The sequence below is a fragment of the Scatolibacter rhodanostii genome (assembly GCF_900197595.1).
Classification (GTDB): domain Bacteria; phylum Bacillota; class Clostridia; order Oscillospirales; family Acutalibacteraceae; genus Scatolibacter; species Scatolibacter rhodanostii.
Genome location: NZ_FZLO01000003.1, coordinates 20,665 through 46,667, shown reverse-complemented (window position 1 = coordinate 46,667; position 26,003 = coordinate 20,665). Strand labels below are relative to the sequence as shown.

Sequence of the window (26,003 nt, the reverse complement as noted above, 5' to 3'; positions counted from 1 at the left end):
AGAGAAACAAAACAAATGAATAAGAGGGTGTGAAAGTTTGTCAAAAGCTTGGAAATGGATTACGGATTCTTATCACTATAAAATTGTTCTTTTAGTGGTTACTTTTTTATATGTCTTCCCATTTGCTATGGGAATTAGCGGGCAATTGTTGAAAGTCTTTCTTTTGTGGGGGTTGGTTGTCACTGCTGTCACTGCTTTTCGAGATAGAACCATTCATAAAAGTAAGTTTTATCTTTCGTTATTTGTCTTCTTAGGAGCTTCTCTCATCGGAGTTGTGGCGAACTATTCTCAAAATTTTTCTAGGAATTTGATTGACTGGTTTTATCTAATTGTTTTTTTGTTTTTATTTATGTATGTGTCTCCTGATCAAAGTAAAGAAAAAATTAAAGAAGAGTTAAGCGTACTTTCATCTGTCTTTATTTTTCTGTCTTTTCTCTTTTCTTTTTTATCTTTCCTTATTTTTATGACGAATGTCGAGATGACGTATACAGTTGATGGCCGAGATTATTGGATTGGGGTATTTGAAAACCGCTTATTCGGCATTTTTGGTAACCCAAATACGGGAGCGTTGATTAGCTTTCTGTCTATTGTTGCTTCTTTTGTGATTTTGACTTTATCACAAAAAAACAAGTCGCTGTCTGCGACAAAAGAAAAATCTCCATTTGAAAAATTTACAATTTTCAATATTCTTTTGCAGTTTATCGTTCTCTATCTTTCTAACTCACGTTCAGTTATGGTGGCCTTAATTGTTTTTGTTTTAGTGTTTTTGTTCTTCTATGGCATTCACTATTTGGTCCATACAATTCAAAAAAAGAGAGTCAAAGTGTTGAGCATGATGCTAATTCTGCTCTTGGGTGCTTCTACGGTAGTGGGTTCAGAAAGAATCATCAAGACGGGTGTCAGTTATTTACCAGCAGGCTTGGCTTATGTGCAGGAGAGCTTAAATTTAAAAAGTTTAACTAATATACTGGATCCAGAGGAAAAGAAACAATTTAAACCAGTAGAAACGGATCGCGAATATTTGACCGAAGACGTCTCTAATGGCCGCTTTGTGATCTGGACAGCAGGCTTTAAGGTTGCTTCTCAAAATATAATGACTGGTGTCGGTAATGCTAATGTTTTAGAGGAAGTAAAGCCGCATCTGTCAAAACAATTTTTGCGGGCAACACCAAAAATGGCTTCTAATATGCACAATATTTACTTGCAAATATTAGTAAGTGGGGGAATTTTGCCACTATTGGCTTTCATAGGATTTTTTCTCTTGGTTATCTTGACTGGTTTTCAGTTTTTGTGGAAAAAGCGAGCCACAAAGCAAGATTTCCTACTTCCCAGCATTTTGTTTTCACTGCTGGCGAGCTTAATGGTAGAAAATCTATTTGACTCCCTTTTAGTTGGATTTATGTTCCTATTTGTTGTATTTATATTCTGGACTTATCTTGGCTATTTTCTTGCCTGGGTTCGACAAGATAAGGAGGCAGAGCCGAGTGAAGAAGATACTGTTTCTCATCAATAATCTTGGTGGTGGAGGAGCGGAAAAAGTTCTGCTGACATTAGTGAATCACCTATGTGAACATCATGAAATCACAGTGCAGACTATTTTTGACGAAGGTGTTTACCGTAGCCAATTGGATAAGCGCATACAATACGAAACCATTGTCAAAAAACCCAGCCGCATCAAAAAGAGTATTGTATACCGCCTTCTCAAATATTTGCCTGCAAGCTGGGTGCATGAGTTGTGGGTGAAAGACGGCTATGATGTTGAAATCGGATTTCTAGAAGGCCCTTGTAATCGTCTTGCCAGTGCGGCCTCTTCTGGTGTAAATAATATTGCTTGGATTCATACCGATGTTTTAGGTTTGACGGATAAGGAATCTGGCTTTTATAGTAAAAATTCTGAGAAGGATTGTTACGACCGTTTCCATCATGTTGTTTGTGTTTCGCAAGAGGCCAAAAGCGCTTTTATAGAGAAAGTTTCGCCAGAGAAAGAACCGATGGTTTTATACAATCCAATTGACAGGCACACTATTTTGCACAAAGCTTCAGAAAATACATCGCTATATGAAAAAAAAGACCGATTTGCTTTTTGCACAGTGGGGAGGTTGGTACCGCCTAAAGGTATTGACAGATTACTTGAAGCCGCCGCTCGATTGGCGAAAGAATTTCCAGATTTCGATTTATTGATTCTAGGAGAAGGTTCTGAAAAAGAAGCATTGCAAAAACAAGCAGAAACTTTGCAGCTGCAAGGACAGGTACATTTTATAGGTTTTTTAGATAACCCTTATGCTGTTATGAATCAATGTGATGTCTTCGTTTGCTCGTCTCGGATGGAGGGATATTCTCTTGTAGTGGCAGAAGCCTTGGTTTTAGGGCTTCCGGTTGTTTCAACCGATTGTGGCGGGCCAAAAGATTTGCTAAATCAGGGGGAATATGGCCTGATGGTCGAGAATTCGGTAGATGGAATCTATTTAGGCATGAAAAAAATGTTGACGGACAGAGATTTTTTAGAAGAAATGAAGCAGAAAGCACAGCAACGGGGCAACATTTTTTCATTAGAGGACACGATAAAAAAGGTAGAAGAGTTACTATAAGATTGTAGTGAAGAATATAAAACAGAGGGAAAGGGGAGACGGTTTTGGCAGCAGTCACAGTATTCACGCCAACCTATAATCGTTCAGCGACGCTTGAGAGATTATATCGTTCCCTACAAGAACAAATAAATAAAGACTTTGAGTGGCTTGTGGTGGATGATGGTTCATCTGATCAAACAGAATCTTTGCTAACCAAATGGGAACAAGACAAAAATGACTTTGCTGTTCGCTATATACAAAAAGAAAATGGAGGTAAACATACAGCTATTAATCTGGGAATTGAAAAAGCGAACGGTAAACTCTTTTTTATTGTAGATAGTGACGATTATCTTTTGCCGGATGCTATAGAAAAGATATTACAATGGGAAAAAGCTTTACCAAGCGATTTTTCTATCAAATTTTGTGGTGTGGCAGGAGCTAGAGGGTATACATCTGAAAAAATGATTGGTACCGGCTCGGGCAAAGCTTATGCCGATGCAACCTCACAACGACGTTCAGAGCATGGCATTAGCGGGGATAAGGCAGAAGCTTTTTATACGGATATCTTAAGACAATTTCCTTTTCCTGTTTTTCCGGAAGAACGCTTTGTGTCAGAATCGATTGTCTGGTTTGCTTTAGGCAAAGCTGGCTATCATATCCGCTGGTATGACGATATTATTTATATTGGGGAATACCTAGAGGATGGCTTAACATATCAATCAATCCAATTACTAGAGCGAAATCCTAGAGGCTATTTACTTGCGCTAAAAAGCGACTTAGAGAATTTGGATATTAGAGGATTGCGCCGATTGGGCTGTTATGCGGCATATGAAAGAACGGCTAAAAAACTTGGTCAAACAACAGCACAGATTGCAGAAGAGCTTGGTGTTTCTAAAGCAACGTTGACGGTATCTCGCTGTTTGAAAAGCATAAAAGATAAGATACTGCCCCGATAAGGGAACGTAAAAAGACATAGAGAGGAAGAGCGAGAATACTCGTCAGGTGGCCATATGGATAAAAGTCAGAGAAAAGTGGGGGTTGTCTTATCCTATATTACCCTGCTATTTCAGTTGGTATTAGGATTTGTTTATGTTCCCTTGTTTATCCACTTTTTGGGCGAAGATGAATATGGTCTTTATCAATTAATTGGGAGTTTCACAGCTTATCTTTCTATCATGGATTTTGGATTGTCAGCAACCATTATCCGCTACTATTCCAAATATAAAGCGGAAAATAATCGAGAGAATATGGAAAATGTCTTGTCTCTCTCGACCATGATTTATAGTGTAATCACAGTCTTGATTATCATAGCAGGCGTGATTTTATATCATATCTTTGACCCGGTTCTTTCTGGAGATATGTCTCAAGAAATGATTGTAAGAGCCAGACAAATTTTAATTGTTGTCATTTTTAATATGGCAATTACGATTCCCACCAAAATATTCAACGCAGTTATCATTTCGTATGAGAAATTTATTTTTCTTAGACTTATTACGCTTATACAGATTGTGACGCAACCTGTTTTTTTGATTTTGGTTCTCTCGCACATGCCAACGGCCATGGGGATTGTCGCTGTGCAGACCGGTCTAAACATTGCCATCATCTTAGCGCAAATTTATTATTGCCTGCGTAAACTGAATATGAAAATTCGTTTTCACCATTTTGACAGCGGATTATTTAGAAGTATGCTTCAATTTTCAATGTATACATTCATCGGAGCCCTTATGGATCAGGTGTTTTGGCAAAGCAATAAGGTGATTATGAATGTTGCGGTGAGCACTGCCGCAGTCGGTATGTATGGAGCAGCCTTGACTATTTTTCTCAACTATCAATCACTTTCTACCGCCATTACCAGTGTTTTTCTGCCGAATGTAACCGAACGTGTGACACATAATGCACCGCCGAAAGAACTCTCGGATATGTTGATTCGAATCGGCCGTATACAAGCGTTATTGATGTTTTGCGTGCTGAGCGGGTTTACTGTCTTTGGTCAGCAATTTATTGGTCTTTGGTTGGAGAAAAGTTATGCAGATGCTTACTGGATTGTACTGTTCTTAATTGCGCCAATTACAATTGACCTGATTCAAAATATAGGCATTACCATCTTACAGGCTTCTAATAAACTTGCTTTTCGTTCTATTTCATTTTTAGTTATCGCTGTTGTTAGTATTCTGATTGCCATTCCTGTAGCAAGAGAATTTGGAGCGGTTGGTGCTGCGTTAGTAACCGGCATTGCTTGTCTAGTTTCGAATATTATTTTGAATATCTATTATAAAAAAGAAATGAAGCTAGAGATTGGGCGATATTGGAAAGAAGTTGCTCCTATTATCTTATTCAGCGTGGTGACTGGTTTTGGGGGTGTACTGCTCAATCAAGTTCCATTGCCAAATTCTTATTTTGGCTTATTAATCAAAATTATTATATATGTGATAATTTACGCGCTTGGATTGTGGTTCTTTATTATGAATTCGTATGAAAAAGAAATATTTGGCGGTATAATATCAAAAATAACAAGAAAATTTATAAAAAAAAGTTCATTTGCTGACCGTCTGTAAGACAAAAAACTGCTGCAAAGGAAAAAAAGTTTGCAGCAGTTTTTAAATTAATTTGCGATATAAACGCTAAAATTTTGGTTGACAGCGCAAGACAACCTATGATATACTATTAATACCTCAAAGAGGTTATTTTTTTATGCCACTTTTGAGGGAGGCCGGGGTAAAGTTCCCCAAATTTTTTCCGTAAACCGGGAGGTGCCGAAATGAGAGTTAGAGTTACAATGGCTTGTTCTGAATGCAAACAGAGAAACTATGTTACCAAAAAGAACAAGAAAAATGATCCAGACAGACTTGAAATGAACAAATATTGCAAGTTCTGCAAGAAACACACCATGCATAAAGAAACGAAATAAGAGCGGAGGATTTGAAATGGCTGAGAAAGAAAAGAAACAATCTACCAGCGAAAAGAGCAAATCCAAGAAACCAAATAAATTTTTTTCTTTTATTAACAAAGTAAAAAAATTCTTCCGTGACACAAAAGCTGAAGTGAAGAAGATTGTTTGGCCCGTACCGAAAGCTGTGCTCAAAAGCACAGGTGTGGTTTTGGTCGCAATTGTTTTGCTGGGACTTTTCGTTTCCGGGATGGACCTGCTGTTTATGAATCTTCTTAGTCTTGTGATGAAAGTTTCAGGATAAGCTTGTTGTTCGTTTGAATGAAGCGGAGGTAACCCAAGTGGCAGAAGAAGCAAAATGGTATGTTGTTCACACTTATTCTGGATATGAGAATAAGGTGAAATCTAACCTTGAAAAAACAGTTGAAAACCGCCAGCTTCAAGATTTAATTTATGAAGTGCGAGTTCCAACTGAAACAGTCATTGAGGTCGGAAGCGACAGCAAAAGAAAAGAAGTGGAACGTAAGGTTTTTCCGAGTTATGTCATTGTGAAAATGATTATGACGGATGAATCTTGGTATGCTGTGCGAAATATTCGCGGTTGTACCGGGTTTGTGGGACCTTCTTCCAAACCAATTCCGCTGACAGATGCGGAAGTGGAGAGCCTTGGCATCAACAAGAAACAGGTAGAGGTTTCCTACGAAGTAGGAGATTCTGTCAATATTATTGACGGTCCTCTTGCCGGTTATGTAGGACTTGTGCAAGAAATCGATCTTGAAAATAATCGTTTGCGTGTGCTGGTCTCTATGTTTGGTCGTGAAACACCGACTGATCTTGAACTGAACCAAGCAGAACCAATTTCATATTAAATCATGCATTGGTAATTAGCGAGAATTCGCTTTTTATGTGGGGAATTTCCCTGTGGGAGATACGGCTGAATTTTTACACTGTCGTATCGCCATTAACCACGAATTTTGGAGGTGCAAAAAATGGCTCAAAAGGTTACGGGCTTTATTAAGCTTCAAATACCTGCCGGAAAAGCAACGCCGGCGCCGCCTGTTGGTCCTGCACTGGGTCAGCATGGTGTCAATATTATGGCATTTACAAAGGAATTTAATGAAAGAACTAAAAATGATATCGGACTTATTATTCCGGTAGTCATCACGGTTTATGCCGATCGTTCTTTCACTTTTATCACCAAGACTCCACCCGCTGCGATTTTAATCAAAAAAGCTTGCGGACTGGATAAAGCATCTGGTGAGCCTAACAAGAAAAAGGTAGCTAAAATAACCCGCGAACAAGTGCAGAAGATTGCAGAACAGAAAATGCCGGACTTGAATGCTGCCACTATCGAGACTGCTATGAGCATGATCGCTGGTACAGCAAGAAGCATGGGCATCGAAGTCGCGGATTAATTCCCGGGTGGGAGGAATCCTAAATCCGATATTTACCACTGGAGGAAACGTTATGAAACATGGAAAAAAATATGTTGACGCAGCCAAATTATTTGACCGCGCCAAGTTATATGAGGCAAAAGAAGCACTTGAATTGTGCGTAAAAACCGGTACTGCAAAATTTGATGAAACTATTGAACTGCATGTTAAACTTGGTGTTGACGGACGTCACGCTGACCAACAGGTTCGTGGTGCTATCATTTTGCCAAACGGAACCGGTAAAGATATCAAAGTTTTAGCTATCTGTAAAGATGCAAACATTGATGCTGCAAAAGAAGCAGGCGCTGACTTTGTTGGCGGCGAAGAAATGGTACAGAAGATTCAATCTGAAAACTGGTTGGATTTTGATGTGCTGATCACAACCCCTGATATGATGGGTCTTGTTGGTCGTTTGGGTAAACTTCTCGGCCCGCGTGGTTTGATGCCAAACCCCAAGGCTGGTACAGTTGCTCCTGACATTGCTAGAGCTGTTAAAGAAGCCAAAGCAGGTAAGATTGAATATCGTTTGGATAAAACCAACATCATTCACTGCCCAATTGGTAAAGTTTCTTTTGGCGGCGACAAGCTTGCAGAAAACTTTTCAACTTTAATGGAAGCCATTGTGAAAGCAAAACCGGCTGCTGCTAAAGGCCAGTATGTAAAATCTTGCGTTGTTAGCGCAACGATGGGTCCTGGTGTTCGAATTGCAACAAGTAAATATATCTAAAATATAATTTTAGATTGACAAGTTTTCTTTTGCATGATATAATAAACAAGCTGTTTTACCAAAGACAGCAGGTGCAATTGCATAAACGGTCTAACCGTGCCTGCCGAGGAAAGAAACAAGCAAATTGCTTAGCTTTTTGCGCCTTTCCTTGTGTAGAGGGAAGGCGTTTTGTATTGTAATTCGTTATTCGGAGGTGAACTAATGCCAAGCGAAAAAGTTCTTGAAAAAAAGAAGGTTCAAGTAGCGGAACTTTCTGCACAGCTTAAAGAAGCTAATGTGGGTGTTTTGGTCAGTTATAGTGGTATCACTGTTGAGAGAGATACTAAACTGAGAAAACAACTGCGTGAGGCAGGCTGTACTTATAAGGTAGTAAAGAATTCTGTCTTATCTCGTGCTTTTAAAGAAGTAGGGATTGATGGTTTAGATGACTCTTTTAAAGGTACAACTGCTATCGCTATTGCGAAAGACGACTATGTTTCAGCTCCTAAGATTCTAACTGAATGTGCTAAGGATTTAGAAACATTTTCTGTTAAAGCTGGTTTCATCGATGGCTCTGTCGTAGATGAAGCAAGTATTGTTGCTCTAGCCAAGCTTCCGTCAAAAGAAGTTTTGGTGGCACAGGCTTTGTACGGCTTGAATGCCCCTATCCAAGGCTTTGCCAATGTGCTTAACGGCACAATTCGTGGTCTTGCAATTGCTCTTAATGCTATTGCTGAACAAAAAGAATCTGCTTAAAACGTAAATTTGGAGGTAATCATTATGTCAGAAAAAGTAACTAACCTTATTGAAGAAGTAAAGGCTCTCACCGTTTTGGAGCTTTCTGAACTTGTTAAAGCTCTTGAAGAAGAGTTTGGCGTATCTGCTTCAGCTCCTGCTGCTGTTGCTGTTGCCGCTGCTCCTGCTGCTGAAGCTGCTGCTGAGAAAACAGAATTTGATGTTATTCTTAAAGCTGCTGGTGGCGAGAAAATCAAAGTCATCAAAGTTGTTAAAGATGTAGTTGGCCTTGGTTTGAAAGAAGCTAAAGAGTTGGTCGATTCTGCTCCTAAAGCTGTTAAAGAAGGCATTTCTAAAGATGATGCAGAAGCTCTTGCTGCAAAACTTAAAGAAGTTGGCGCTGAAGTCGAAGTTAAATAAGTTTGTTTTTAAAAGACAGAATCAAATTTTGATTCTGTCTTTTTATATAGAAAACCCACTTGTGATTAAACAAGTGGGTTTTTCTATATAAAAAAGTCAACCATTAAACGATGGTTGACTTTAAGAGTTCTTATATAAGCTGTCTTAGAAGAAATTGATAGCCTCATTTTTTCTTGTATTTATCTACAATCATATTTGCACATTTGTAAATATCGCCGCCGCCTAGTGTTAAAATTAAATCACCTGGCTGTGCTTGTTCAATGACATAATCCGAGATTTCATCAAAACCATCAAACCACACGCTGTTAGATATTTTTTCAGCTAAATCAGCGGTTTTAATGCCGTAAACATTTTCTTCACGCACAGCTAGGATTTCACTCATTACAACACGGTCAGATATAGACAGTGCTTCTGCAAATTCATCTAAATGGTCATACGTACGAGAATAGGTGTGGGGTTGAAAGACTGCCCAAACTTTTTGATAGCCCATTTTCATGGCAGAAGACAATACAGCCGTTAACTCTGTGGGGTGGTGAGCAAAGTCATCAGCAATGGTGACACCGTTAAATTCGCCTAGAATCTCAAAACGACGGTGAACACCTGTGAAATTACCCAAAGAACGGCAGATTTGTTCACCGGAAACACCAAGAATATCGCCAACAGCTGCAGCTGCAAGAGCATTAAACAAGTTGTGTTCACCAGGGACTTTTAGCTCAACACGCCCTAATTTTTCGCCGTGGTGCATAAGGGTGAAGTCTTCGCAAGCAGTTGGTTCTTCGTTCATGTCTAAAGGATAGTAGTCATTTGTATCCTTAAAACCAAAAGTGACAATCTTAGCATTTTCTATTTTTTCAATGCTTTTCATAGAATTTAAATTATCGCCATTGACAACAACAATATTTGAGGTTTGAGAAGCAAACTGGTGAAAAGATTTGATGATATTATCTAAAGTTTTAAAGTAGTCAAGATGATCCGCATCAATATTGGTGATTACAGAAATATGAGGATGGAGCTGTAAGAAAGTATCGACATATTCGCAAGCTTCACATACCATGTAATCAGTGTCAGCAACACGGCAATTACCACCGATAAGCGGCAGTTTGCCACCAATAATAGCATTGGGATCAAGACCAGATTCGACTAAAATTTGAGTGATTAGAGCAGTGGTTGTCGTTTTGCCGTGAGTGCCGGATATTGCGACTGATTTTGCAAATTGGTCAGTGATGAGACCTAGCATAACAGAACGCTCCATAACAGCTAATCCACGACGGTTACCCTCTAAAATCTCTGGGTTATCTTTTCTAGCTGCAGCAGTATACACTACAATTTCAGCATCTCCAACATTTTCAGCAGCGTGTCCAACAGTCACTGGAATACCAAGAGCTCGCACACGATCTAGCGTTTCGGATTCATATAAGTCTGAACCTGTGATGATGTAGCCTCTTTTATATAACATTTCGGCCATAGGGCACATCCCCGAACCGCCAATTCCAATAAAATGTACTTTTTTTGCAGTATCTAAAATACTATGTTTCATAATGACTCCTTTAGGCGTTCTCAATATAATATAAAGTTGCACTGTATCATAGATTCAATCGTTGTGGGGCAATATTTGTATCAGCAAATATTTGCAACACGGTGAAAGTGTAATCGTGTTTTTATTCAGAAAATAAGTATGGTCATTGATTTATATCATGACCAAAAGTATAAATTCTATGATAATTTTGTAGGAAATAAAAAATTATATTTAAAGGGGCGCTCTTTGTTTTATCTCAAATTAATTTATATGAAAGAATTGCCTATATTATAACATTATTTTCATAAAAAATAAAGACATTTATGAATTTACAGGTGCTATGAGTTTTTCGTATATTTAATGTACAGGGCTAAACTTTAAAGAGCATAAAGATAGACTGTTAGGGATAAGGATACACCTAACAGTCTATAGAATGATTTACAGATAGAAAGCTTTAAAACAGGCCAGAAAAACGTGTGATTGCTGTCGCAAGTCCATCCTCTGAACAATTATCCGTTTCATACTTTGCGATTTGTTTTGCTTCTGGGGTAGCATTACCCATTGCAACTGAAATTCCTGCAAAGGCTAGCATTTCAATGTCGTTTCCGTTATCACCAATAGCCATAACATCTTTGGGTATCATGTGCAGATAATCTGATAAAAATTTCAAAGCGTTGCCCTTGTGGCAAGAGATATCATTAATTTCAATATTGCCTTTCACCGATGAGGTTAAATGAATTCCTTCTACAGTTTGCAAGTCTTGCCATAGTGCTTCATAGATATCGCTTTTTATAAAAGGCAAATTTATTTTTTCAGGTTTCATACCATGAACGGTAAGCTCCTCTAAATAACTATCAATCATCTCATATTGCTTTTGAAAGAAGATGATACGGTCGCTGGGAATACCAAGAGCTTGATAATCAAGCATTTGAAATCTTTTCTCAAGCTTGACTTTGCCTTCGTGATAGTATTCCATATAGACGTCGTATTTGTCTAATATTTTTTGTATTTCCACTGCTTTATGAGAGGGCATAGCATTGTCATAAATCTGTTTTTTCTCCTTACAATCATACACAGCAGCCCCGTTTGACGTAATCAAATATCGAACGCCAGGGAGAGATAATATACTCTCAGGAATAAAGTTAAGAATTCTGCCCGTTGATGGGACTAAAACGATATTTTTTTCATGGAGAAGTTGCAGTGCAGCCTGATTTTTTTCTGATATATGTATATGTTCTTTTAAGGTCGTTCCATCTAAATCAAATGCAAATAATTTCAACTTGACACCCTCGATTCTTTTTTCATCTGTAGTATATTAAAGTTCCAGATATTGTTTAACATAGATAGCGTCGTACACGATAGGACGGCTTTTCAAGCCGACAATTCATTTTGCAATGTTTCAACTTGTTTGAAACTATTTTAACATATAACCTTTACTTCTGCAAACCTCTTGAAGTAGGGGTTGATTTTGATTCGTAAAGTCTAGTATAATAAAACTATAAAATAATAAGAGGTAAAATTATGAAAAATAAAAAGACTCTGTTTTTAGCACAACTCTCGATTCTTGTTGCCATACTTTTACTAATGAGCTTTACGCCTTTGGGGTATCTAAGAATATTTGCATTAGAAATCACTTTTTTGGTTATTCCGGTTGCCGTCGGAGCAATTGCTCTTGGGCCGCTAGGAGGGGGCATTTTAGGTGCTGTATTTGGACTGACAAGCTTTTTCCAAGCATTTAGTGGGGTACTAGGAGCAGCGCTGTTAGCGGCCAGTGTGCCAATGACTTTCATTGTTTGCTTTGTGCCTCGTGTTTTAGTGGGGCTCATTACTGGCTTTGTAGCGTCTAAATTGAATCAAAACAAACTGTCCTCTTTTATTCTTCCTTCGTTGATTGCACCCATAGCGAATACCGTTCTTTTTGTTGGTTCGCTATTCCTTTTCTTTTGGAATATTCCTCTCATGGTTGACCTTAGAGCCTCTCAAAATGTATTTGCTTTCTTTGTCTCTTTTGTGGGCATTAACGCAGTTGTTGAAATTATTGTCTGTTCCATTCTTAGCACGGCAATTACGAAAGTACTTTCTCGCATTCAGAAGCGTTCTTAATAAAAGACCCGTTTTCAGCTAATAGACTGAAAACGGGTCTTTTATTTTGAGAGGTTGAAGAGGATAATTATACTTTTAAGATGGGCTGAAGCTGTTTATGTTCAAAAGCAGCTTCTATTGTTTCTGGCAACAAAGAGAAATCGGCCACTAACGAAAGAGGTTTCTTTTGAGCATCGTCTTGTGATAATGGTACGAAGTATACATTTTTAGCGTTCATTAGTCTTAATAAGTTTTGCCCTGAACCACCTAAAGCATCATTGGTTGCAAGGCATAATACAACTGGCGTTCCTCCTCTTAGGGCTGATTTCACTGCCATTGTAACCGAGGTGTCTGTGATGCCATTGGCAAGTTTTGATAATGTATTTCCGGTACAGGGGCAAACTACCATTAAATCAACCATTTGTTTTGGGCCAATTGGTTCTGTATCTACAATGGTATGCAGAATTTCTTTCCCGCTAATTTCTTCTACCTGTTGAATGAGATCTTTTGCCTGACCGAATCGTGTGTCGGTTGTGTATGTCATGGATGACATGACCGGCACAATCGAATATTTTTCGCTCAGCTTTTTCATCATATCAACAGCTATAGAATGTGTGCAGAAAGAACCGCACATGGCAAATCCAATTTTCTTCATACTACTCCTCCAGAATGTTATACACCGTTTGCTTAATATATTCGCCCGATGTTTTCGGCGAAACTCTGCCCGGCAATGATTGACCATCTATCACACGAATTCCAGCTTTTTGGGCAGTTTCAAGGCAAACGCCTCCCGGTAAAGATGCCAATTCAATAATAATGGTATCTTTATCTTGTGATGCCAATTGCTTTTCGCCCAAGACCTCTGAAGGAACTGTATTAAATATGATGTCATATCGCCGTGATATAGCTTGATACTGAACCGGCTGACATCCCATGTTTTGAATCATCATGAAATCAAGCTTCTTACGTGCAGCGCAATCTACTTTAGCATAAAGAGAATGCAGCATATCGCAAAGAGATTTGCCGATTCTACCGAAACCAGTGACCAGACAAGAAGCACCGTTTAAAGCGCCGGGATATTCTTGAATAGCCATTGCAATAGCAGCTTCAGCGGTTAGCACTGCGTTTCCGGATATGAGTTCTTCTCGGCTATAGTAGTCGATTGGCGATGTTTTTTGCCAAACCTCTGTTTGGGGTAGTTTTGAGGTCATTCCAGCCAAGACTGTGCAACCTTCTAGCATTTTGGCGAACTCATCATCCGCTTTTATGGCGTGGGCAGAAAAAGGAGCATTTAATAGCCCCTCGCCTTTTATAACGGGAAGCGGCAGAATAACTGTTTCACAAAGCGTACTAATCTTTTTCAATGGGACTTTTGGAAAAACTTCCGCACCTTTTGCGTTTTCCAAACAACTCAAATAGACAGAATGACCGTCTTCTTCAAGCGACTTTGCTAAATAAAGTTGCCTCGCATCGCCGCCAATGATTCCAAAATTAATGGGCATATCCAACCCTCCAGCATTGCTTAAATAAAATACAGAGTCACTTTTATAGTATGGTTTGCCCTTTCTTTTTGTGAGTGAAAAATAGAGCTTACCACTGCAAAATTTAGACAAACATTTGTTATAGCCAATCAAATTTAAAAGTATATCGGTTGTTTTCACCATGAAGGAACAATTTTAAAGTTGTATGACTAAAAAAGGATTGGAATGTGGGAGTAGGGAGAGTAAACACAAAATAAAGCACCTGCCTATATATTATCGTGGATACGAATATACAGGCAGGTGTTCTCAACTTATATGAAGTAAGGTATTAAATACTAATACAATTTGTATTCCATTTGGATATCAAAAGGTTCATTTTGAGCAATTTCATGATTGATTTCAAGTGCTTCTACACAACCTAATTTTCGATAAGCTAAGATACTTTCCTTAGCTGAATTTGCTGATAGGTAGAGTTTTGCAACACCAAGATTTTTGATATCGTCACAAGCAAGTTTGAAGAGAGTTCTTCCCACTCCTTGTTTCCTAAAAGGTTCAGACACGTGAAACATAGCCAACTCAATATATTGGTTATGGCTGCCAAAACGAGTGCTGCCGAGACAAATATCACCGATGATATCTCCTTGATTAAATGCACCATAAGCAATGCCGTTTTGGTCTATGACATCAAGAATTTTTTTAGCTACATATCTTCGCTTGTTTAAATCCCAATCTTCAATATAGTCATTAGGCACTAAGACAAGTTGAGAATCTACTTTTCTCCAAGATTCTTTTGTGATTTGATAGCGGATAAAATTATCTAACGAATATAGGTTGAAATTTTCTCTTGTTAGTTTTGAATAAGTAATTGTGTGCATAAATTTTTCTCCTTATAAAGTCTTTGGTTAATTTAGTTGTAAAAAGAATGCTTTTCATCACAATCACTCCTCTATATATTATTTATAGTCATAATAATATATTTTATTTTAAAAGTCAAAATCAGATTAGAAAATGAAGATAGTACTCGTAAACCTATTTGAGGCAGTCTGCTAGGTCTTATAATTATAACGCTTTTAGAAGTAAATTTAGTGCAAGCAAACGACAACTCAAATTTTATAAAAATTATTTAAGGGGATAATGAATTACAATTTCTTTTTCAGGGAACTGCCAGTTTTCTAATATCCATTCCTCAACCCAATGATGGTTTCCGCTAGCAATTTTATTGGCAGAAATATATTGGCTGATTTTTTGCCAGTTAGCGACAAGGCTGTTGAGCTTTGTAGAATAAGTTAGATACTTTCCGCCGTCAAATATTTTCTCCTGAACCAACTTATCTTCAAATGCAAAATTTTTAGGAAGTGTAATCATAATCTCATGCCAAAACTCTTCCACACGCTGAAATCCATGATTAAACATATAGATTTTGCACTGATCGCTGTCGAGATTATTTTTCTGTGCCCAAGACAGCATAGTAGACCAGACTTTGTGAGCAATTTGCTCAGAATCTTTCCCCGACGCTCGATAATATGCCACACGTGTTGGTGTGACTTGCCTTTCATGGTACTGTGTTTCACGTCTTTTTGTGACTGGCATATAGAGATTAATCTTGATGTTTTCTGGATGATTCATGTCACGATTGATAAAACCGCTGTCAACATCATGCTCCTCTAGGCATTGGTGTGAGCCCATTTCATATCGGCTCAAGTCCAACCAAGACATAAATCTTTTCCACGCACCAACAATGCCTCCTACTGTAGTAGGCGTTACGGCATACAGCCCACCCTCAAAATGCTTTTTTGTGATGCCCTCACCAACCACATCATAATCATCTGGAATTGTGACTACGACTTCATAACCGTATGTTCCATCCTCTTTAACTGTAGTGGGAATGTCATAACCATACACACGATAGTTGGGCATGATTTCTGCAACGTGATTTTGATCAAACCACTTTTTCAGACCTATAAAAGCATCATGCTCTGGCGATTTGCTCTCTGCCCGAAAAGCGGCTGCAAAGAATGGCTCGTTTTCTCTCAATACCTTAATGTCAGGATATTGTTGTAACAAAGCTAAATCATCAGTTTCAAAATATTTATCCATAATTTCCACCTTTTCAAATAGATAACGTCTATTTTGTTTTTTAAAGGTACTGGGAAGAAATCCTGTTGCTTTTTTAAAGGCACGAGAAAAAGAATCAGCACTGTTGAAACCGTATTTTACTGCAAGGGTGAGAATCGTATCTTTATCGCAGTTCAAGTCTTGTGCGGCCAGATGAATGCGCCTAAGACGGATGTATTCTTTCACACTGCACCCAACAATTGCAAAAAACAATCTATAGTAGTTAGATAATGACATATAGGCTGAATCCGCAGCTTGATTGAGGTCGATTTCCTCATAAATATGATTTTCTATATAATCTACAGAGGTCTGAATACATTCATAATAATTCATTTTCAGAGTGCCTTTCTTTCAGTGTATTATTTTCTCTAGCTTGAACATAGCTTCAAAGCGATTATCATCGCCTTCTACAGCAAAGACATGAAAACCACATTTATTGATATAAAAACGATGATTGCGATAGGAAACAGCAGGTGTTTCCGTTTGCCATATTTTTATTTGAGGATATGTATTTTCGATAAAGCACCAGGCCGTATAACCATATCCATGCCCAATTAAGTCACTATCAATAAATAAATTACCAAGAAAACCTCGTTGATTGTCGCCGTCAATAAAGACCATAATGGCACCAATCACCTTTTCATTCAAGCTTATTTTGTAAGACAACGCGTCAGATTCGATACCCCACTGTTTTAAAAAGCTGCCATCATCATATCCGGGTGGGCCTCCGGCATCTTGATTGAAAAATAGCTGAGCATCATCATCAAAAGCACGTTTCATAATAGGGGATAAAGTAGGGATGTCTTCTACAAGCATTTCTGTGAATTCTAATCCATGAAAAAACATTTATTTCTCCTTTAAGTAGTTTTGGCAAGCCAAGCTTTGCCACCATTATAGCAGAAAATGGTATAAGAAATCCGACTTTTTTTATCAATTGTTTTGACTATAAAAGCAACAGGTTTCAACGGAAGCATGAAAGAGATAAAATCAACAAGATTTCTGATTTAAAAAACTTGTCGGTTTTATCTCTTTTTTCTGGATAGTCAATTCACATTTCAGCGGGAAAGGCTTTTTTTGAATTACCAAAATACTTTCGATTAGGCTTTCTTTTTATAGAAAGCAATTTTTTTAGATCAGAAAATAGGGAAGCATCGGTCAACTCAAACATCACCCATTTTCCATCGTGAAAAGTGGTGGCTTCATCATAAATTTGTTGTGTTTGGGGTAATAATTCGCCGCGAATTGCCTCGACCTTCTCTCGCTCTGCCTTACCAAAAATAATCATTAGTCCAAACATGTTTTCCTTTGCATATAAAGCGCAAAGAGTTTTACCGCCGCGGCGATACTTATATTCATATGTCCAACGTTTTCCACCACTATTCCATAGGTGGTCCATATCATAGTTTGCTTCAATAAGTTCAGTGAGGTTTGTCCATGTTTCGTACAAATGTTGTCCTATTAGGTCACACATCTCTTCTATTGTGGGTGGAGAGAGCAGCATATTTACCGTTCCTTTCTATTTCAACTTTATGGGCACAAAAGCTTCCATCTGTGCCCAGCCCAGCACTTTAATTACATTTTGTGGTGTAATAATATGCCCCATGGGGTAATGGTTTTCACGCTTATCAAGTTCAAATAGTTCTGATTTTGAAATCCAAGACAAGGCCTCTTGATATAGGCGCTCATTGGTAGCATGATTGCCGTCTTTGTAATGATAGGTGAGGTATAATCCCCCTGCAAAGTCAAATGTTTCGAAATCCTCAGATTCAATATAGTCAGTCAGTGCATAAATCCACACCATACCTCCCTTTTGTTCATCAAAGTAAAGGTAATCTCTCGGTGTGAAATTGTCAGCTGGGTCTGGTGTTAGCTTTGAAAAGTAGGTGTTAAATTTGCCGAGAATTCCGTTTTCTGAAAAATCAAAATCCTTGTCTGCACCTGATGATACCGCTTTGAATGGCGGAATAGAAATAAGTCGAAAATCCATCTCAATACCTCCTATAATTGTTTATTTGTTAAGATAGAATGGGTAACCGTATCCATACAAGCGGAAAAATCCCTCAGCTTATTCGCCACTTGGTTACGTTTGTCTTTGTCCTGTAACACGTCTAGGGTAGCATTAAATCCACCGCCAATGGCTTCTAAATCTTTTCCGTTGTCATTATTCCAGTACTGGCCGGTCTGCGTATATTGAGCCATTATATTTTTGATAAAAGACATGTCCGGGTTTAACTTCAGTGTTTTTTCTAAAAAAGATTGACAACCTCCGCTATTTGTTGCTAGACAGCAGACATATACACCGTGCATTAGCCAATGCTCAAATGCCTCGGGCAGAATTTTTTCGAAATAGCCATTTTCAATATCTTCTGCCCATGTTATAAAGGCTTTTGCACCAAAGCAGTAATTTTCATTTTCCTGTTTCCAAAGCTCTGGCAAAGATAAAATTCGCTCACGATAAATTTCGGCTAAAGGTTTGTCTGTTTGCTTTTCACCTACAAAAATCCAGCCAATAGAATGTGTATGGGTATCGTTATTGCTTGGCTTTGGCAGTAGGTCATCTATAGAAATGCTGTCGGGTTGGGTAGCGTCACCACCCATGTAGAGCAGAGTTTTTCCATAATCAGCATAGCCTACCAAAACACCCCAGCCCAAGCGGTTGTGTGGGTTATTGCCATAGTCATTCAGTATCACAGGTATGCCTAGATTAATACTAGAAATAAGCATTTCAGTATATAGTTTACGGTTAGAAGTAATTTGTTTTAACGGCACAAATGTGCTGGCATAACCTATTTTTGCAAAGATATCTTCAATGATTTGATGGTTGCCATCTTCACTTAAGCGATAATCCACTGAACTATCTCCGTGATAAGAATTTTTGCTATAAATCTGTGTGAAATTATCGCCTGTAAGCCCTGCAAAAAACCAATAGTCATAGTCTTTTTCACCTAAGCACTCCATCACATAACTTGCACAGCCATTAAACCAATAATTTTCTCCGTATTCGGGGTGCACAATTTGCCTCACATTTGGCAGCATGTTGTTGCTCTGTTTGATAGTCATTGACAACGCTCCTTGTGTAGTAGTTATTTTTGGATAAGTTTTAAGCTGTGAAATTCGAATTGAGCGAAATACTTTTTTCCCTTGACCGTTACTGCCAATGAGAACAGTCTGTGGTGTTAATAAATGCAAATCCATCTGCATATAAGCGAGATTTTCGGCACAAAAACGAACGTTATCGTTTAAAATTACCGCAAAGTGTTTTGTGCCGATAATCCACGTTAATCTGTTCCATGTGTCGTGTGGAATATAGCCAATGTTTGAATAACTGATATGGTTTTCTAAGATTGGCTGATCAAAAGAAATGCCATGTTTTTTCTGCCCAGTATCCGCATAATTTTCGCTATTTATGGTGTAGGTGCAGTTTCCGTGGGAAAACCACAAGCTTCCTTCATTTGTTCCCCACAAATATTCTTCGCTCTTTTCTTCTGCAAGAAATTCGATATCAATTCGAAAGGGCAGTCTTACAGCGACATTGGTATCTAGCATACGTTGGCTAATCCAGGCATTGAATTCCGCATCGCCATTTTTTAAAATTTCAAAGTGTGGATTGTATAGGGGACTGATTTTATGGAAATCAACAACATATGAACGCAATATTGGATTCATATGTTCAATCTCTTTCAATTTCATGACTTCAGTTATATTAAAATCTGGATAATTAAGAAAACTTGGTTTGCGTTTTCTGATGGGTATGTAAATCTGTATGCGTTCTCGATCACTCTCCGGAGAAAAAATAGATTCGATTAAGGTCTCGTGACGCAAATTACCATTGTGTAAAAAATCTACCTCATACTTTGCGTTGCCGTCAAATCCAAGAAGCATACGCTCTTGTAAAGCTGCTAAGTCTTCGTCAACAAACGCCGATTCTACTGCAAAAAGACCACCTGAAAATGGCTGACATACAAAGTTGCAGTTAGCTAAATCATCAACTTGCTCTGGTGAAAGGACTTGTAAAAGCAGAATGTTTCTATCTTTTTGGCATTCAAATAGTGTTCGACTGCCTGGCTTACCAAAAGGAATTTGATTTTCTGATAAATAGTTCCAGAAGCCCTCTATATCAGAGATTTGGCTGTCTTTGCAGAGAGAAGTTAGCATTATTACCGGTGGCAAAGTAATGATATCCATGTTCAAAGGCTTTGCTAGCTTGTCCGAAAGTTCGTTAAGCTTTGTTAAAGACAGATTTTTATTTTGTGTCGCTGATAGCTCAAATTCCATCTTTTCATAGAGCAATGGCAAAGCAGAAATATGCACAACCCCATGATTTGTCATGGCATTTAAAAAGTCATTGATATATGTTTTTAATTCAGAGAGTGTATGTATTTCCTCATCAAGTTCTGTTATTTTGCAAACAAAACTTCTAACAAGAGTCTGCATATCTTCATTCTCATAAATGCGCAAGATGTCTTTAATCGACATCTGCATTTTACGAAGAACTAAAATTTGTTGCAGCCGATTCAAATTTTTTCTGTCGTAATAGCGATATTTTTCAAATGCGGGACGAGTGCTTTCAATCAAGCCCACTTGTTCATAGTAACGCAGTGTGCGTGAAGAAATCTCATATTCATCTGTCACTTGGGTGATTTTGATTAAATCCATAAACCCTCCTGTCTCTCTTTTGTGTATTATATCATGTGACCTTACGTCAATGTCAAGGAGAAGAAGCTTTAATGATTTGTGTAAATTAATATTATATAGCAAACAAGGGAAACAGGTGAGGTTCAATTCTTTAAGAAAATAAAAGAAAAGAGCTCTGCTAACACAGCAGAGCTCTTTTGTCATGAATATGTTCTTATTTCTTTTTCACGGGAATCCAGACTTCACCATATGGCTTTTTATCTGATTCACCATAGTACATTTCGAAACTTGGGCCTAACACTTGCTCGAAATCTGAAGTCGGAAACCACTCTGAATAAATTCTGCGCCAAACATCAGGAACTTGTAAGCCTTCTGCGGGGAAAATTGCCCATGTTAGAGCAGGAACAGACAGAGTATCAAATTCTTTTGGTATTGGTACTTCACACGGTATAGGATAGCAAATCATGTACTTAAACCCTGTATCGGTGTGGTCATAGAGCGCAGCATGCAACATAGAATTTGGTGAGCGTAAAAGAATTTCGTTCATTTTTGTGACCGTGCCATCTTCATCACACTTTACGCAAAATTTTGGTACTTCTACAAATGCACCCTCCATAGAATCAGATTGAATGTTGCCGATAACACCGAATAAGTTAAAAGCTTCTTTGGTTTCAATACGATACTGCATTTCAATATCTCCTTTAATAGAAATTTGAAAAGAGATTTGAGGATATGCTTTTAGCGTAATACCTTTATCGCGCGCCAATGTGGGCGTTACGCCATGTAGTTTTTTAAAGGCTCTGGCAAGGGCTTCTGGTGAGTCGTAGCCATACTGCAAAGCAATATCTATGATTTTTATATCAGTATTTTGCAGCTCAAATGCGGCAAGTGTTAACCGTCTTCTTCTGATATACTCTGAAAGCGACACCCCAGTAATGTATGAAAACATACGCTGAAAATGATAAGTTGAGCAACAAGCTTTGCTTGCCACATCATCAAAATTGATTTCCTCGCCTAAATTTTCTTCCATAAAGCTAAGAGCATTATTCATACTGTCAAGCCAATCCATCTCATCTCTCCTTCCTGTTTTTATCATAGAGGAGATTTTTGCTTTTTACCATGCAATCTATGCACAGAATTATCAGTACTCATTTTATCATAAATAAGACAGCGCTTGCAACTTGGTTTTAATTAACACCAATAGAGTTTAGTTATATTTAGCAATTTATCATTGATAATAAGATTCAGCCTGCAATTGCAATAGATAAGCAGTGGTAATCTATTTTGCCAAATCAAGTTTTGGCGTAAATGAGCGCACTACAGAGTTTAAAAGATAGATTTTCAAAAAATTCATACTATAAAATAAATACCCCCTATTTGGAAGGGGGTATTTTAATGATAGCGGCTATGCCGCTCGTTATAACTCATTTGTCGGTGTACAACGTTTATGGGGTTGAAGGTTACTATAAATTCAAGATAGTCAACACCAGAAGCGGTATCAATTGCCTTTAACTCATAGTTGCCACTGCGGTCTATGATAAGTTCAGCCGGTGCAAAAATTTTGTCGTATTTCTCTGCAAGAAGAACACTTTCAAGCTCAGCTAGATTCTCTGAATAATTTTCAGTAAATTCATAGTATGCCTGTATTTGTTCCTGTGTAACGAAAGCGGACTTTGAACTGGCTAGCATGATGATATATAGCCTATATTTTTCCCCAAGCAGAGAAAAGGTTTTGCCTTTGCAATAACCACTTATCCAGCAATTACTATAAAAGAAATTACCGATTCCTTCAAGTTTAATACGGGTTCCATCACTAATCGGCTTTTCAAATGCTGTTTTGGGTAACCACTCAATTAGTATGCCGGCGATTGCTAGAAGCACGACAAAATTTATGGGAAGTAAAGCGATAGTCATTAACAAGCCGAGTACGCGCATAATTAAATTAGGCGAAGTAATTTCAAAATTCAGTGATGTAAACCATCTCAAAGCGATAAGTAAGATATCCAACAAAAGAAAAACCAGTAATGGTTTAAGAGGGTATTTGGAAATTTTATTTTGCATCAATAGCCCTCCTAAATAGTAAAAAATTATTAAAGTAAAAACAAAAAGTTAAGGCGAACAGATGTTTTTACATCCAATCCGCCTTAACTTTATTGGCAAATCACGTCAATTAACATATAATCACATTTTTTGTTTTTCGGCATAAGGGATTTTGCACCCAAAAGGTATCGTGTGAATATATCATTGACTAGCGAAAAGCTTCCTCAACAGCTTCTTCCATGTCAAAAAACATCGTTTTACTTTCCGAATCAAAATGTCCTGTAACCTTATAACGTATATTTGGGTCTTGTGAATCTTTTAGTAACGCTTTAACAGACTCAACAAAATTTTTATTATTCGTACTTAATGTGGTAGTCTGTTCTGCTCTTGGCTTTGAAAATGGTGTGCTTTTTGCATCGTTACTTCTGCAAACACGAATAGCAAAAACCTTATTCTCGGCACTAATGCAATATTGAACATTTGCAGGATAACCTAAATCTTCTAATACTTTCTTTGTAAAACTAATACCACCCTTGTTAATATAGATATCTGGTGATGCATTGACTGTTAAGTCAATAATATCAAAGCTAATATTTTTAAAGTCTTTCATCATTACAATCCTTTCATTTCAGCTATAAATCGTTAAGTGATTTTAAAATACGTTTAAATTGTTCTCGTTCTTCTTTTGTCCACAGTGGATTTATCAAGTAAAATCCCTTTAAACTGCCCGACTTTACTCGCGCAACAACAAACTTTTTCGGTATATTGTCAATCTGAGATTTCTGAGAACCCCATTTCTTTTTCAGAAGAAATTCTTGAGCTTTATCCCATTTTGTACGTGAAATGATAGCTGAATGGCAGTTTTCCCAATGATATTGAATTAAAACATTATCATTTTTCACGGACTTATGTGTCAAAAAGTCTTTTGTATATGTTTTTTGATATAATACATCACCGCAATATTTTTCGTTTGACAATATACCTTTAATTGTACCTCCTCTCCAATGTATCATACCTTTGGGTGACGCAATTCCTTGTCTGGTTAAAGCATCAGCAATGTTTTGCGGCGAAGCTCCCTCTAAAAAGCTATCGTAAATGTAACGGACTATTTCAGCTTCAGCAGGCTCGATTTTTAAAGTGCCAGTATAATCTCGGTAATAGCCAAGGGTATTCTGAACGGAAAATTTATATACGCCTTCATGCATTCGATAACGAATCCCAGCTTTCACCGCTTCACTTTTTTGCTGTGATTCCAATTCGGCAAGTGCTGACAGAATAGAAATAAGCAACTTATTTCTGCCGTCAGATGTATCAATACCCTCAACCTCAAAATTCACTGCGACAGGAGGGGTTAAATCGCTCAATAATTGCAAAGATGTCAATATATCTACGATATTTCTACCAAACCGACTGATGCTTTTTGTTAAAATCAAATCAATTTTACCATGCTGTGCATCTCGAATCATATTTTGGAATTCTTTACGCTTTGCCACCGATGTGCCGGAAACACCCTCATCTTTATAGATTTTCACAAAATCATATCTTGGATTATTTTCAATCACCTCAGTAAAATGCTGTACCTGCATTTCAAAACTGCCCATTTGCTCTTCTTCCAAAGTGCTGACTCTGCAATATGCGGCAACACGCAGCTTTTTTATGTCTACATCCGAATCGCTTTGTTTAACTGGCATGATTAAGGTAACTTTACGCTCGCCTTTGCGGTTTTGCTCAATTGTATTTCGTAATATCTGACGTTCTTGCTCTTTGCGATTTACCGTCTCTGCCTTTTTTCTTGCTTTTTCTATTCGGTCTGCATCTAATTCTTTTGCCATTATACAGACCTCCTAGCCTCCTACTGAGTATTCATTGGATTTAAATCGAAGATTTACAATAACTTCGGCAATCCGAATTCACTTAAAAATTGATTGTGTTTTGTCTTAGCTTAATTTATATCAACATTTCGGATACTATGCAAATTTTTCTTAACATCAGCAAGATCCAAGATAGCATCTTTTTCTGCCGTGCTAACATATCTTGATATATTCAAATTGAAATCGTTTTTTTCAATTTCAGATAACGATACTTTGCGTGAATACATAAGCAATGAATGCCTTCTCCTAGATATCTGGAAGAGGGCATTCTCGTATTTACAGTATCTTTGTTTTATCTTCCCAATCATCTAAAACTTTTGTATTAAGCTGTTCGTTATACTGAATAATCTCAATATCTTTAGATGAACTAACATCATCGCAAAACCATTTCATCACCTGTAACAGATTCGTTCTGACAATCGAAAAATCCTTGCTACAGCCATAGCACATCAGATGCTCTTGCTTTTCTTCAGGGATAAAATGCAGCTTATTAGCACTGCCTCCCCACGTCGTTTTGTCGTAGACGGTAAGCAAAAGCGACATATGTGTATCCATCAGAATCCGCAAGACTCCCTCTAATTTGAAGTAATCCTTTCGTAATAAATACTTTGCCGACATCTGCACATGAAACCAGTATGTTGTGATTAAATAGCGAATATCTGCTCGCCATGAACTGCCCTTAATCCCTTTATCAATCAACGCTTGAACGTTGTTATTCTTATCAAAAATGACGTCCGGTTTTTTCAATTCTGTATAGTGGATTTGACACATAAAATCATCAATTTGCCCTTGATTTAAAAGGAAAACATCATACTGAAAAAGCTTTCCGCCATAGCGAATTAAATAGCCATAATTCTTTATTGCATGGCTGTTAAACCCCTCAGCCCAGCGCAATGTAATCTCATCACACGCACCTGAAAGCAACACATTCAAATTTTCATCAATCTTATCAAAATCGCTTTCTTTAATCAAAAACACAATATCAATATCAGAAAACTCGTCCGTCATGCCACGGGCAAACGAGCCGAAGTACCATGCACCAAACACGCCTTGCTGTTCTTGCATGATTTTTGTGAATTTTTCGTTTACATATATAAGTTCATTCAGCATAACCATTCTCCTTTCTATTTTAAAGTCTGTTCAGTCATCAATTCCCAACGAATTCCGAATTTATCAATGAACGACACAAAGCAACTGCTGTAATCCGTTTTTTGTATAGGGTGGATGATTTTACAGCTTTCTTCAAATAACGAAAATGTCCTTTTCACTTCATCAGCCGTATCGAAAGTAATAATGAGTGACATTGAATTTCCAAAAGATGATGACTCTCCCTCGGAATCGCTCAGTATAATGCGACATCCATCAATGTTGAGTTCGGCATGAAAAACCAAATCCTCATCGTCGTATATCAATTGCATTACATTTGCACCGAAAGCTTGCTTATAAATCTCGATGGCTTTTTTACACTGTCCATTAAAATGAAGATTAGGTGTAATTATTAACATATCATTTCCT

29 protein-coding genes and 1 other annotated feature are annotated in these 26,003 nt (G+C 37.7%); of the genes, 12 read left to right on the top strand and 17 right to left on the bottom strand.

What is annotated here, in order from left to right:
* The first annotated feature begins 37 nt into the window (after positions 1-37).
* The 11 genes from CS931_RS07705 (at position 38) to rplL (ending at position 8,748) form a co-directional block, all read left to right on the top strand.
* A complete protein-coding gene (locus tag CS931_RS07705) occupies positions 38-1,513 on the top strand; it encodes an O-antigen ligase family protein (protein WP_099205207.1) in 1,476 nt (491 codons plus the stop codon).
* Positions 1,485-2,588, top strand: a complete 1,104-nt coding sequence (locus tag CS931_RS07700; protein WP_159459769.1) for a glycosyltransferase — start codon at positions 1,485-1,487, stop codon at positions 2,586-2,588. The genes CS931_RS07705 and CS931_RS07700 overlap by 29 nt, the downstream gene beginning before the upstream one ends.
* Positions 2,589-2,632: 44 nt before the next feature.
* The gene (locus tag CS931_RS07695) at positions 2,633-3,523 is read left to right on the top strand and encodes a glycosyltransferase family 2 protein (RefSeq protein WP_099205205.1); all 891 of its coding nucleotides are present in this window, start codon (positions 2,633-2,635) and stop codon (positions 3,521-3,523) included.
* A 54-nt stretch (positions 3,524-3,577) separates the two neighbouring features.
* Complete coding sequence (locus CS931_RS07690) at positions 3,578-5,122, top strand: lipopolysaccharide biosynthesis protein (RefSeq protein WP_099205204.1); 1,545 nt, start codon at positions 3,578-3,580, stop codon at positions 5,120-5,122.
* A 203-nt stretch (positions 5,123-5,325) separates the two neighbouring features.
* A complete protein-coding gene (rpmG, locus tag CS931_RS07685; protein WP_099205203.1) occupies positions 5,326-5,475 on the top strand; it encodes a 50S ribosomal protein L33 in 150 nt (49 codons plus the stop codon).
* Between the two features lie 16 nt (positions 5,476-5,491).
* Positions 5,492-5,758, top strand: coding sequence for a preprotein translocase subunit SecE (gene secE / locus CS931_RS07680; RefSeq protein ID WP_099205202.1), 267 nt, complete (start codon positions 5,492-5,494; stop codon positions 5,756-5,758).
* A 37-nt stretch (positions 5,759-5,795) separates the two neighbouring features.
* The gene (nusG, locus tag CS931_RS07675) at positions 5,796-6,323 is read left to right on the top strand and encodes a transcription termination/antitermination protein NusG (RefSeq protein ID WP_099205201.1); all 528 of its coding nucleotides are present in this window, start codon (positions 5,796-5,798) and stop codon (positions 6,321-6,323) included.
* 120 nt (positions 6,324-6,443) lie between these two features.
* Positions 6,444-6,869 carry a 50S ribosomal protein L11 gene (rplK, locus tag CS931_RS07670; protein ID WP_099205200.1) on the top strand — a complete coding sequence of 142 codons (426 nt, stop codon included), beginning with the start codon at positions 6,444-6,446 and terminating at the stop codon, positions 6,867-6,869.
* A 52-nt stretch (positions 6,870-6,921) separates the two neighbouring features.
* The gene (gene rplA, locus CS931_RS07665; protein WP_099205199.1) at positions 6,922-7,614 is read left to right on the top strand and encodes a 50S ribosomal protein L1; all 693 of its coding nucleotides are present in this window, start codon (positions 6,922-6,924) and stop codon (positions 7,612-7,614) included.
* A gap of 40 nt (positions 7,615-7,654) precedes the next feature.
* Positions 7,655-7,795 (top strand) — a sequence feature (ribosomal protein L10 leader region).
* Positions 7,796-7,815: 20 nt separating this feature from the next.
* Positions 7,816-8,349 carry a 50S ribosomal protein L10 gene (gene rplJ / locus CS931_RS07660; RefSeq protein WP_099205198.1) on the top strand — a complete coding sequence of 178 codons (534 nt, stop codon included), beginning with the start codon at positions 7,816-7,818 and terminating at the stop codon, positions 8,347-8,349.
* 24 nt (positions 8,350-8,373) lie between these two features.
* Positions 8,374-8,748: a 50S ribosomal protein L7/L12 gene (rplL, locus tag CS931_RS07655; protein WP_099205197.1), complete on the top strand. Its 375-nt coding sequence runs from the start codon at positions 8,374-8,376 to the stop codon at positions 8,746-8,748.
* A gap of 163 nt (positions 8,749-8,911) precedes the next feature.
* On the opposite strand, the gene murC is transcribed toward rplL, so the two are convergent.
* Positions 8,912-10,285: a UDP-N-acetylmuramate--L-alanine ligase gene (gene murC / locus CS931_RS07650; protein ID WP_099205196.1), complete on the bottom strand. Its 1,374-nt coding sequence runs from the start codon at positions 10,283-10,285 to the stop codon at positions 8,912-8,914.
* Between the two features lie 433 nt (positions 10,286-10,718).
* Complete coding sequence (locus tag CS931_RS07645; protein WP_159459768.1) at positions 10,719-11,543, bottom strand: HAD family hydrolase; 825 nt, start codon at positions 11,541-11,543, stop codon at positions 10,719-10,721.
* Between the two features lie 242 nt (positions 11,544-11,785).
* Between CS931_RS07645 and CS931_RS07640 the strand changes: the two genes are divergently transcribed.
* Entirely contained in the window at positions 11,786-12,367 is a 582-nt protein-coding gene (locus tag CS931_RS07640; RefSeq protein WP_099205194.1) for an ECF transporter S component, read from the top strand.
* Between the two features lie 67 nt (positions 12,368-12,434).
* Here the strand turns inward: CS931_RS07640 and CS931_RS07635 are convergent, their stop codons facing one another.
* From CS931_RS07635 to CS931_RS07570, 15 genes are all read right to left on the bottom strand, one after another.
* A complete protein-coding gene (locus CS931_RS07635; RefSeq protein ID WP_099205193.1) occupies positions 12,435-13,001 on the bottom strand; it encodes a dipicolinate synthase subunit B in 567 nt (188 codons plus the stop codon).
* A gap of 1 nt (position 13,002) precedes the next feature.
* Complete coding sequence (locus CS931_RS07630; protein ID WP_159459767.1) at positions 13,003-13,848, bottom strand: dipicolinate synthase subunit DpsA; 846 nt, start codon at positions 13,846-13,848, stop codon at positions 13,003-13,005.
* Between the two features lie 314 nt (positions 13,849-14,162).
* A complete protein-coding gene (locus CS931_RS07625) occupies positions 14,163-14,702 on the bottom strand; it encodes a GNAT family N-acetyltransferase (RefSeq protein ID WP_099205191.1) in 540 nt (179 codons plus the stop codon).
* A 244-nt stretch (positions 14,703-14,946) separates the two neighbouring features.
* Entirely contained in the window at positions 14,947-16,275 is a 1,329-nt protein-coding gene (locus CS931_RS07620; protein ID WP_099205190.1) for an effector binding domain-containing protein, read from the bottom strand.
* A gap of 18 nt (positions 16,276-16,293) precedes the next feature.
* The gene (locus CS931_RS07615; RefSeq protein ID WP_099205189.1) at positions 16,294-16,788 is read right to left on the bottom strand and encodes a GNAT family N-acetyltransferase; all 495 of its coding nucleotides are present in this window, start codon (positions 16,786-16,788) and stop codon (positions 16,294-16,296) included.
* Between the two features lie 202 nt (positions 16,789-16,990).
* On the bottom strand, positions 16,991-17,443 hold the full coding sequence (locus tag CS931_RS07610; protein WP_099205188.1) for a DUF3788 domain-containing protein: 453 nt from the start codon (positions 17,441-17,443) through the stop codon (positions 16,991-16,993).
* Positions 17,444-17,458: 15 nt separating this feature from the next.
* Positions 17,459-17,929 (bottom strand): hypothetical protein, encoded by a 471-nt coding sequence (locus CS931_RS07605; RefSeq protein WP_099205187.1) that lies wholly within the window; start codon positions 17,927-17,929, stop codon positions 17,459-17,461.
* 11 nt (positions 17,930-17,940) lie between these two features.
* Positions 17,941-20,598 carry a MerR family transcriptional regulator gene (locus tag CS931_RS07600; protein ID WP_159459766.1) on the bottom strand — a complete coding sequence of 886 codons (2,658 nt, stop codon included), beginning with the start codon at positions 20,596-20,598 and terminating at the stop codon, positions 17,941-17,943.
* A gap of 193 nt (positions 20,599-20,791) precedes the next feature.
* Positions 20,792-21,646, bottom strand: a complete 855-nt coding sequence (locus tag CS931_RS07595) for an AraC family transcriptional regulator (protein ID WP_099205185.1) — start codon at positions 21,644-21,646, stop codon at positions 20,792-20,794.
* 323 nt (positions 21,647-21,969) lie between these two features.
* Positions 21,970-22,638 carry a hypothetical protein gene (locus tag CS931_RS07590; protein ID WP_099205184.1) on the bottom strand — a complete coding sequence of 223 codons (669 nt, stop codon included), beginning with the start codon at positions 22,636-22,638 and terminating at the stop codon, positions 21,970-21,972.
* Between the two features lie 187 nt (positions 22,639-22,825).
* Positions 22,826-23,230 carry a hypothetical protein gene (locus tag CS931_RS07585; RefSeq protein ID WP_099205183.1) on the bottom strand — a complete coding sequence of 135 codons (405 nt, stop codon included), beginning with the start codon at positions 23,228-23,230 and terminating at the stop codon, positions 22,826-22,828.
* A gap of 19 nt (positions 23,231-23,249) precedes the next feature.
* Positions 23,250-24,449: a recombinase family protein gene (locus CS931_RS07580; protein WP_099205182.1), complete on the bottom strand. Its 1,200-nt coding sequence runs from the start codon at positions 24,447-24,449 to the stop codon at positions 23,250-23,252.
* Positions 24,450-24,559: 110 nt separating this feature from the next.
* Positions 24,560-24,796, bottom strand: coding sequence for an N-6 DNA methylase (locus tag CS931_RS12565; protein ID WP_143826239.1), 237 nt, complete (start codon positions 24,794-24,796; stop codon positions 24,560-24,562).
* Positions 24,765-25,598: a nucleotidyltransferase domain-containing protein gene (locus CS931_RS07575; protein ID WP_159459765.1), complete on the bottom strand. Its 834-nt coding sequence runs from the start codon at positions 25,596-25,598 to the stop codon at positions 24,765-24,767. The genes CS931_RS12565 and CS931_RS07575 overlap by 32 nt, the downstream gene beginning before the upstream one ends.
* Positions 25,599-25,612: 14 nt before the next feature.
* A complete protein-coding gene (locus CS931_RS07570) occupies positions 25,613-25,993 on the bottom strand; it encodes a VOC family protein (protein WP_099205180.1) in 381 nt (126 codons plus the stop codon).
* Between the last annotated feature and the right edge of the window lie 10 nt (positions 25,994-26,003).

What these genes read in the sequence shown, in the direction of transcription:
- CS931_RS07570 (WP_099205180.1), bottom strand. Translation starts at nt 25,993, where the DNA reads ATGTTAATAATTACACCTAATCTTCATTTTAATGGACAGTGTAAAAAA.
- CS931_RS07640 (WP_099205194.1), top strand. Translation starts at nt 11,786, where the DNA reads ATGAAAAATAAAAAGACTCTGTTTTTAGCACAACTCTCGATTCTTGTT.
- secE (WP_099205202.1), top strand. Translation starts at nt 5,492, where the DNA reads ATGGCTGAGAAAGAAAAGAAACAATCTACCAGCGAAAAGAGCAAATCC.
- rplJ (WP_099205198.1), top strand. Translation starts at nt 7,816, where the DNA reads ATGCCAAGCGAAAAAGTTCTTGAAAAAAAGAAGGTTCAAGTAGCGGAA.
- CS931_RS07630 (WP_159459767.1), bottom strand. Translation starts at nt 13,848, where the DNA reads ATGCCCATTAATTTTGGAATCATTGGCGGCGATGCGAGGCAACTTTAT.
- rplK (WP_099205200.1), top strand. Translation starts at nt 6,444, where the DNA reads ATGGCTCAAAAGGTTACGGGCTTTATTAAGCTTCAAATACCTGCCGGA.
- CS931_RS07635 (WP_099205193.1), bottom strand. Translation starts at nt 13,001, where the DNA reads ATGAAGAAAATTGGATTTGCCATGTGCGGTTCTTTCTGCACACATTCT.
- CS931_RS07575 (WP_159459765.1), bottom strand. Translation starts at nt 25,598, where the DNA reads ATGCTGAATGAACTTATATATGTAAACGAAAAATTCACAAAAATCATG.
- CS931_RS07690 (WP_099205204.1), top strand. Translation starts at nt 3,578, where the DNA reads ATGGATAAAAGTCAGAGAAAAGTGGGGGTTGTCTTATCCTATATTACC.
- murC (WP_099205196.1), bottom strand. Translation starts at nt 10,285, where the DNA reads ATGAAACATAGTATTTTAGATACTGCAAAAAAAGTACATTTTATTGGA.
- rplA (WP_099205199.1), top strand. Translation starts at nt 6,922, where the DNA reads ATGAAACATGGAAAAAAATATGTTGACGCAGCCAAATTATTTGACCGC.
- rpmG (WP_099205203.1), top strand. Translation starts at nt 5,326, where the DNA reads ATGAGAGTTAGAGTTACAATGGCTTGTTCTGAATGCAAACAGAGAAAC.
- CS931_RS07610 (WP_099205188.1), bottom strand. Translation starts at nt 17,443, where the DNA reads ATGCTGCTCTCTCCACCCACAATAGAAGAGATGTGTGACCTAATAGGA.
- CS931_RS07605 (WP_099205187.1), bottom strand. Translation starts at nt 17,929, where the DNA reads ATGGATTTTCGACTTATTTCTATTCCGCCATTCAAAGCGGTATCATCA.
- CS931_RS07580 (WP_099205182.1), bottom strand. Translation starts at nt 24,449, where the DNA reads ATGGCAAAAGAATTAGATGCAGACCGAATAGAAAAAGCAAGAAAAAAG.
- CS931_RS07590 (WP_099205184.1), bottom strand. Translation starts at nt 22,638, where the DNA reads ATGCAAAATAAAATTTCCAAATACCCTCTTAAACCATTACTGGTTTTT.
- CS931_RS12565 (WP_143826239.1), bottom strand. Translation starts at nt 24,796, where the DNA reads ATGATTGGGAAGATAAAACAAAGATACTGTAAATACGAGAATGCCCTC.
- CS931_RS07625 (WP_099205191.1), bottom strand. Translation starts at nt 14,702, where the DNA reads ATGCACACAATTACTTATTCAAAACTAACAAGAGAAAATTTCAACCTA.
- CS931_RS07595 (WP_099205185.1), bottom strand. Translation starts at nt 21,646, where the DNA reads ATGGATTGGCTTGACAGTATGAATAATGCTCTTAGCTTTATGGAAGAA.
- CS931_RS07600 (WP_159459766.1), bottom strand. Translation starts at nt 20,598, where the DNA reads ATGGATTTAATCAAAATCACCCAAGTGACAGATGAATATGAGATTTCT.
- rplL (WP_099205197.1), top strand. Translation starts at nt 8,374, where the DNA reads ATGTCAGAAAAAGTAACTAACCTTATTGAAGAAGTAAAGGCTCTCACC.
- CS931_RS07615 (WP_099205189.1), bottom strand. Translation starts at nt 16,788, where the DNA reads ATGTTTTTTCATGGATTAGAATTCACAGAAATGCTTGTAGAAGACATC.
- CS931_RS07620 (WP_099205190.1), bottom strand. Translation starts at nt 16,275, where the DNA reads ATGAATTATTATGAATGTATTCAGACCTCTGTAGATTATATAGAAAAT.
- CS931_RS07585 (WP_099205183.1), bottom strand. Translation starts at nt 23,230, where the DNA reads ATGATGAAAGACTTTAAAAATATTAGCTTTGATATTATTGACTTAACA.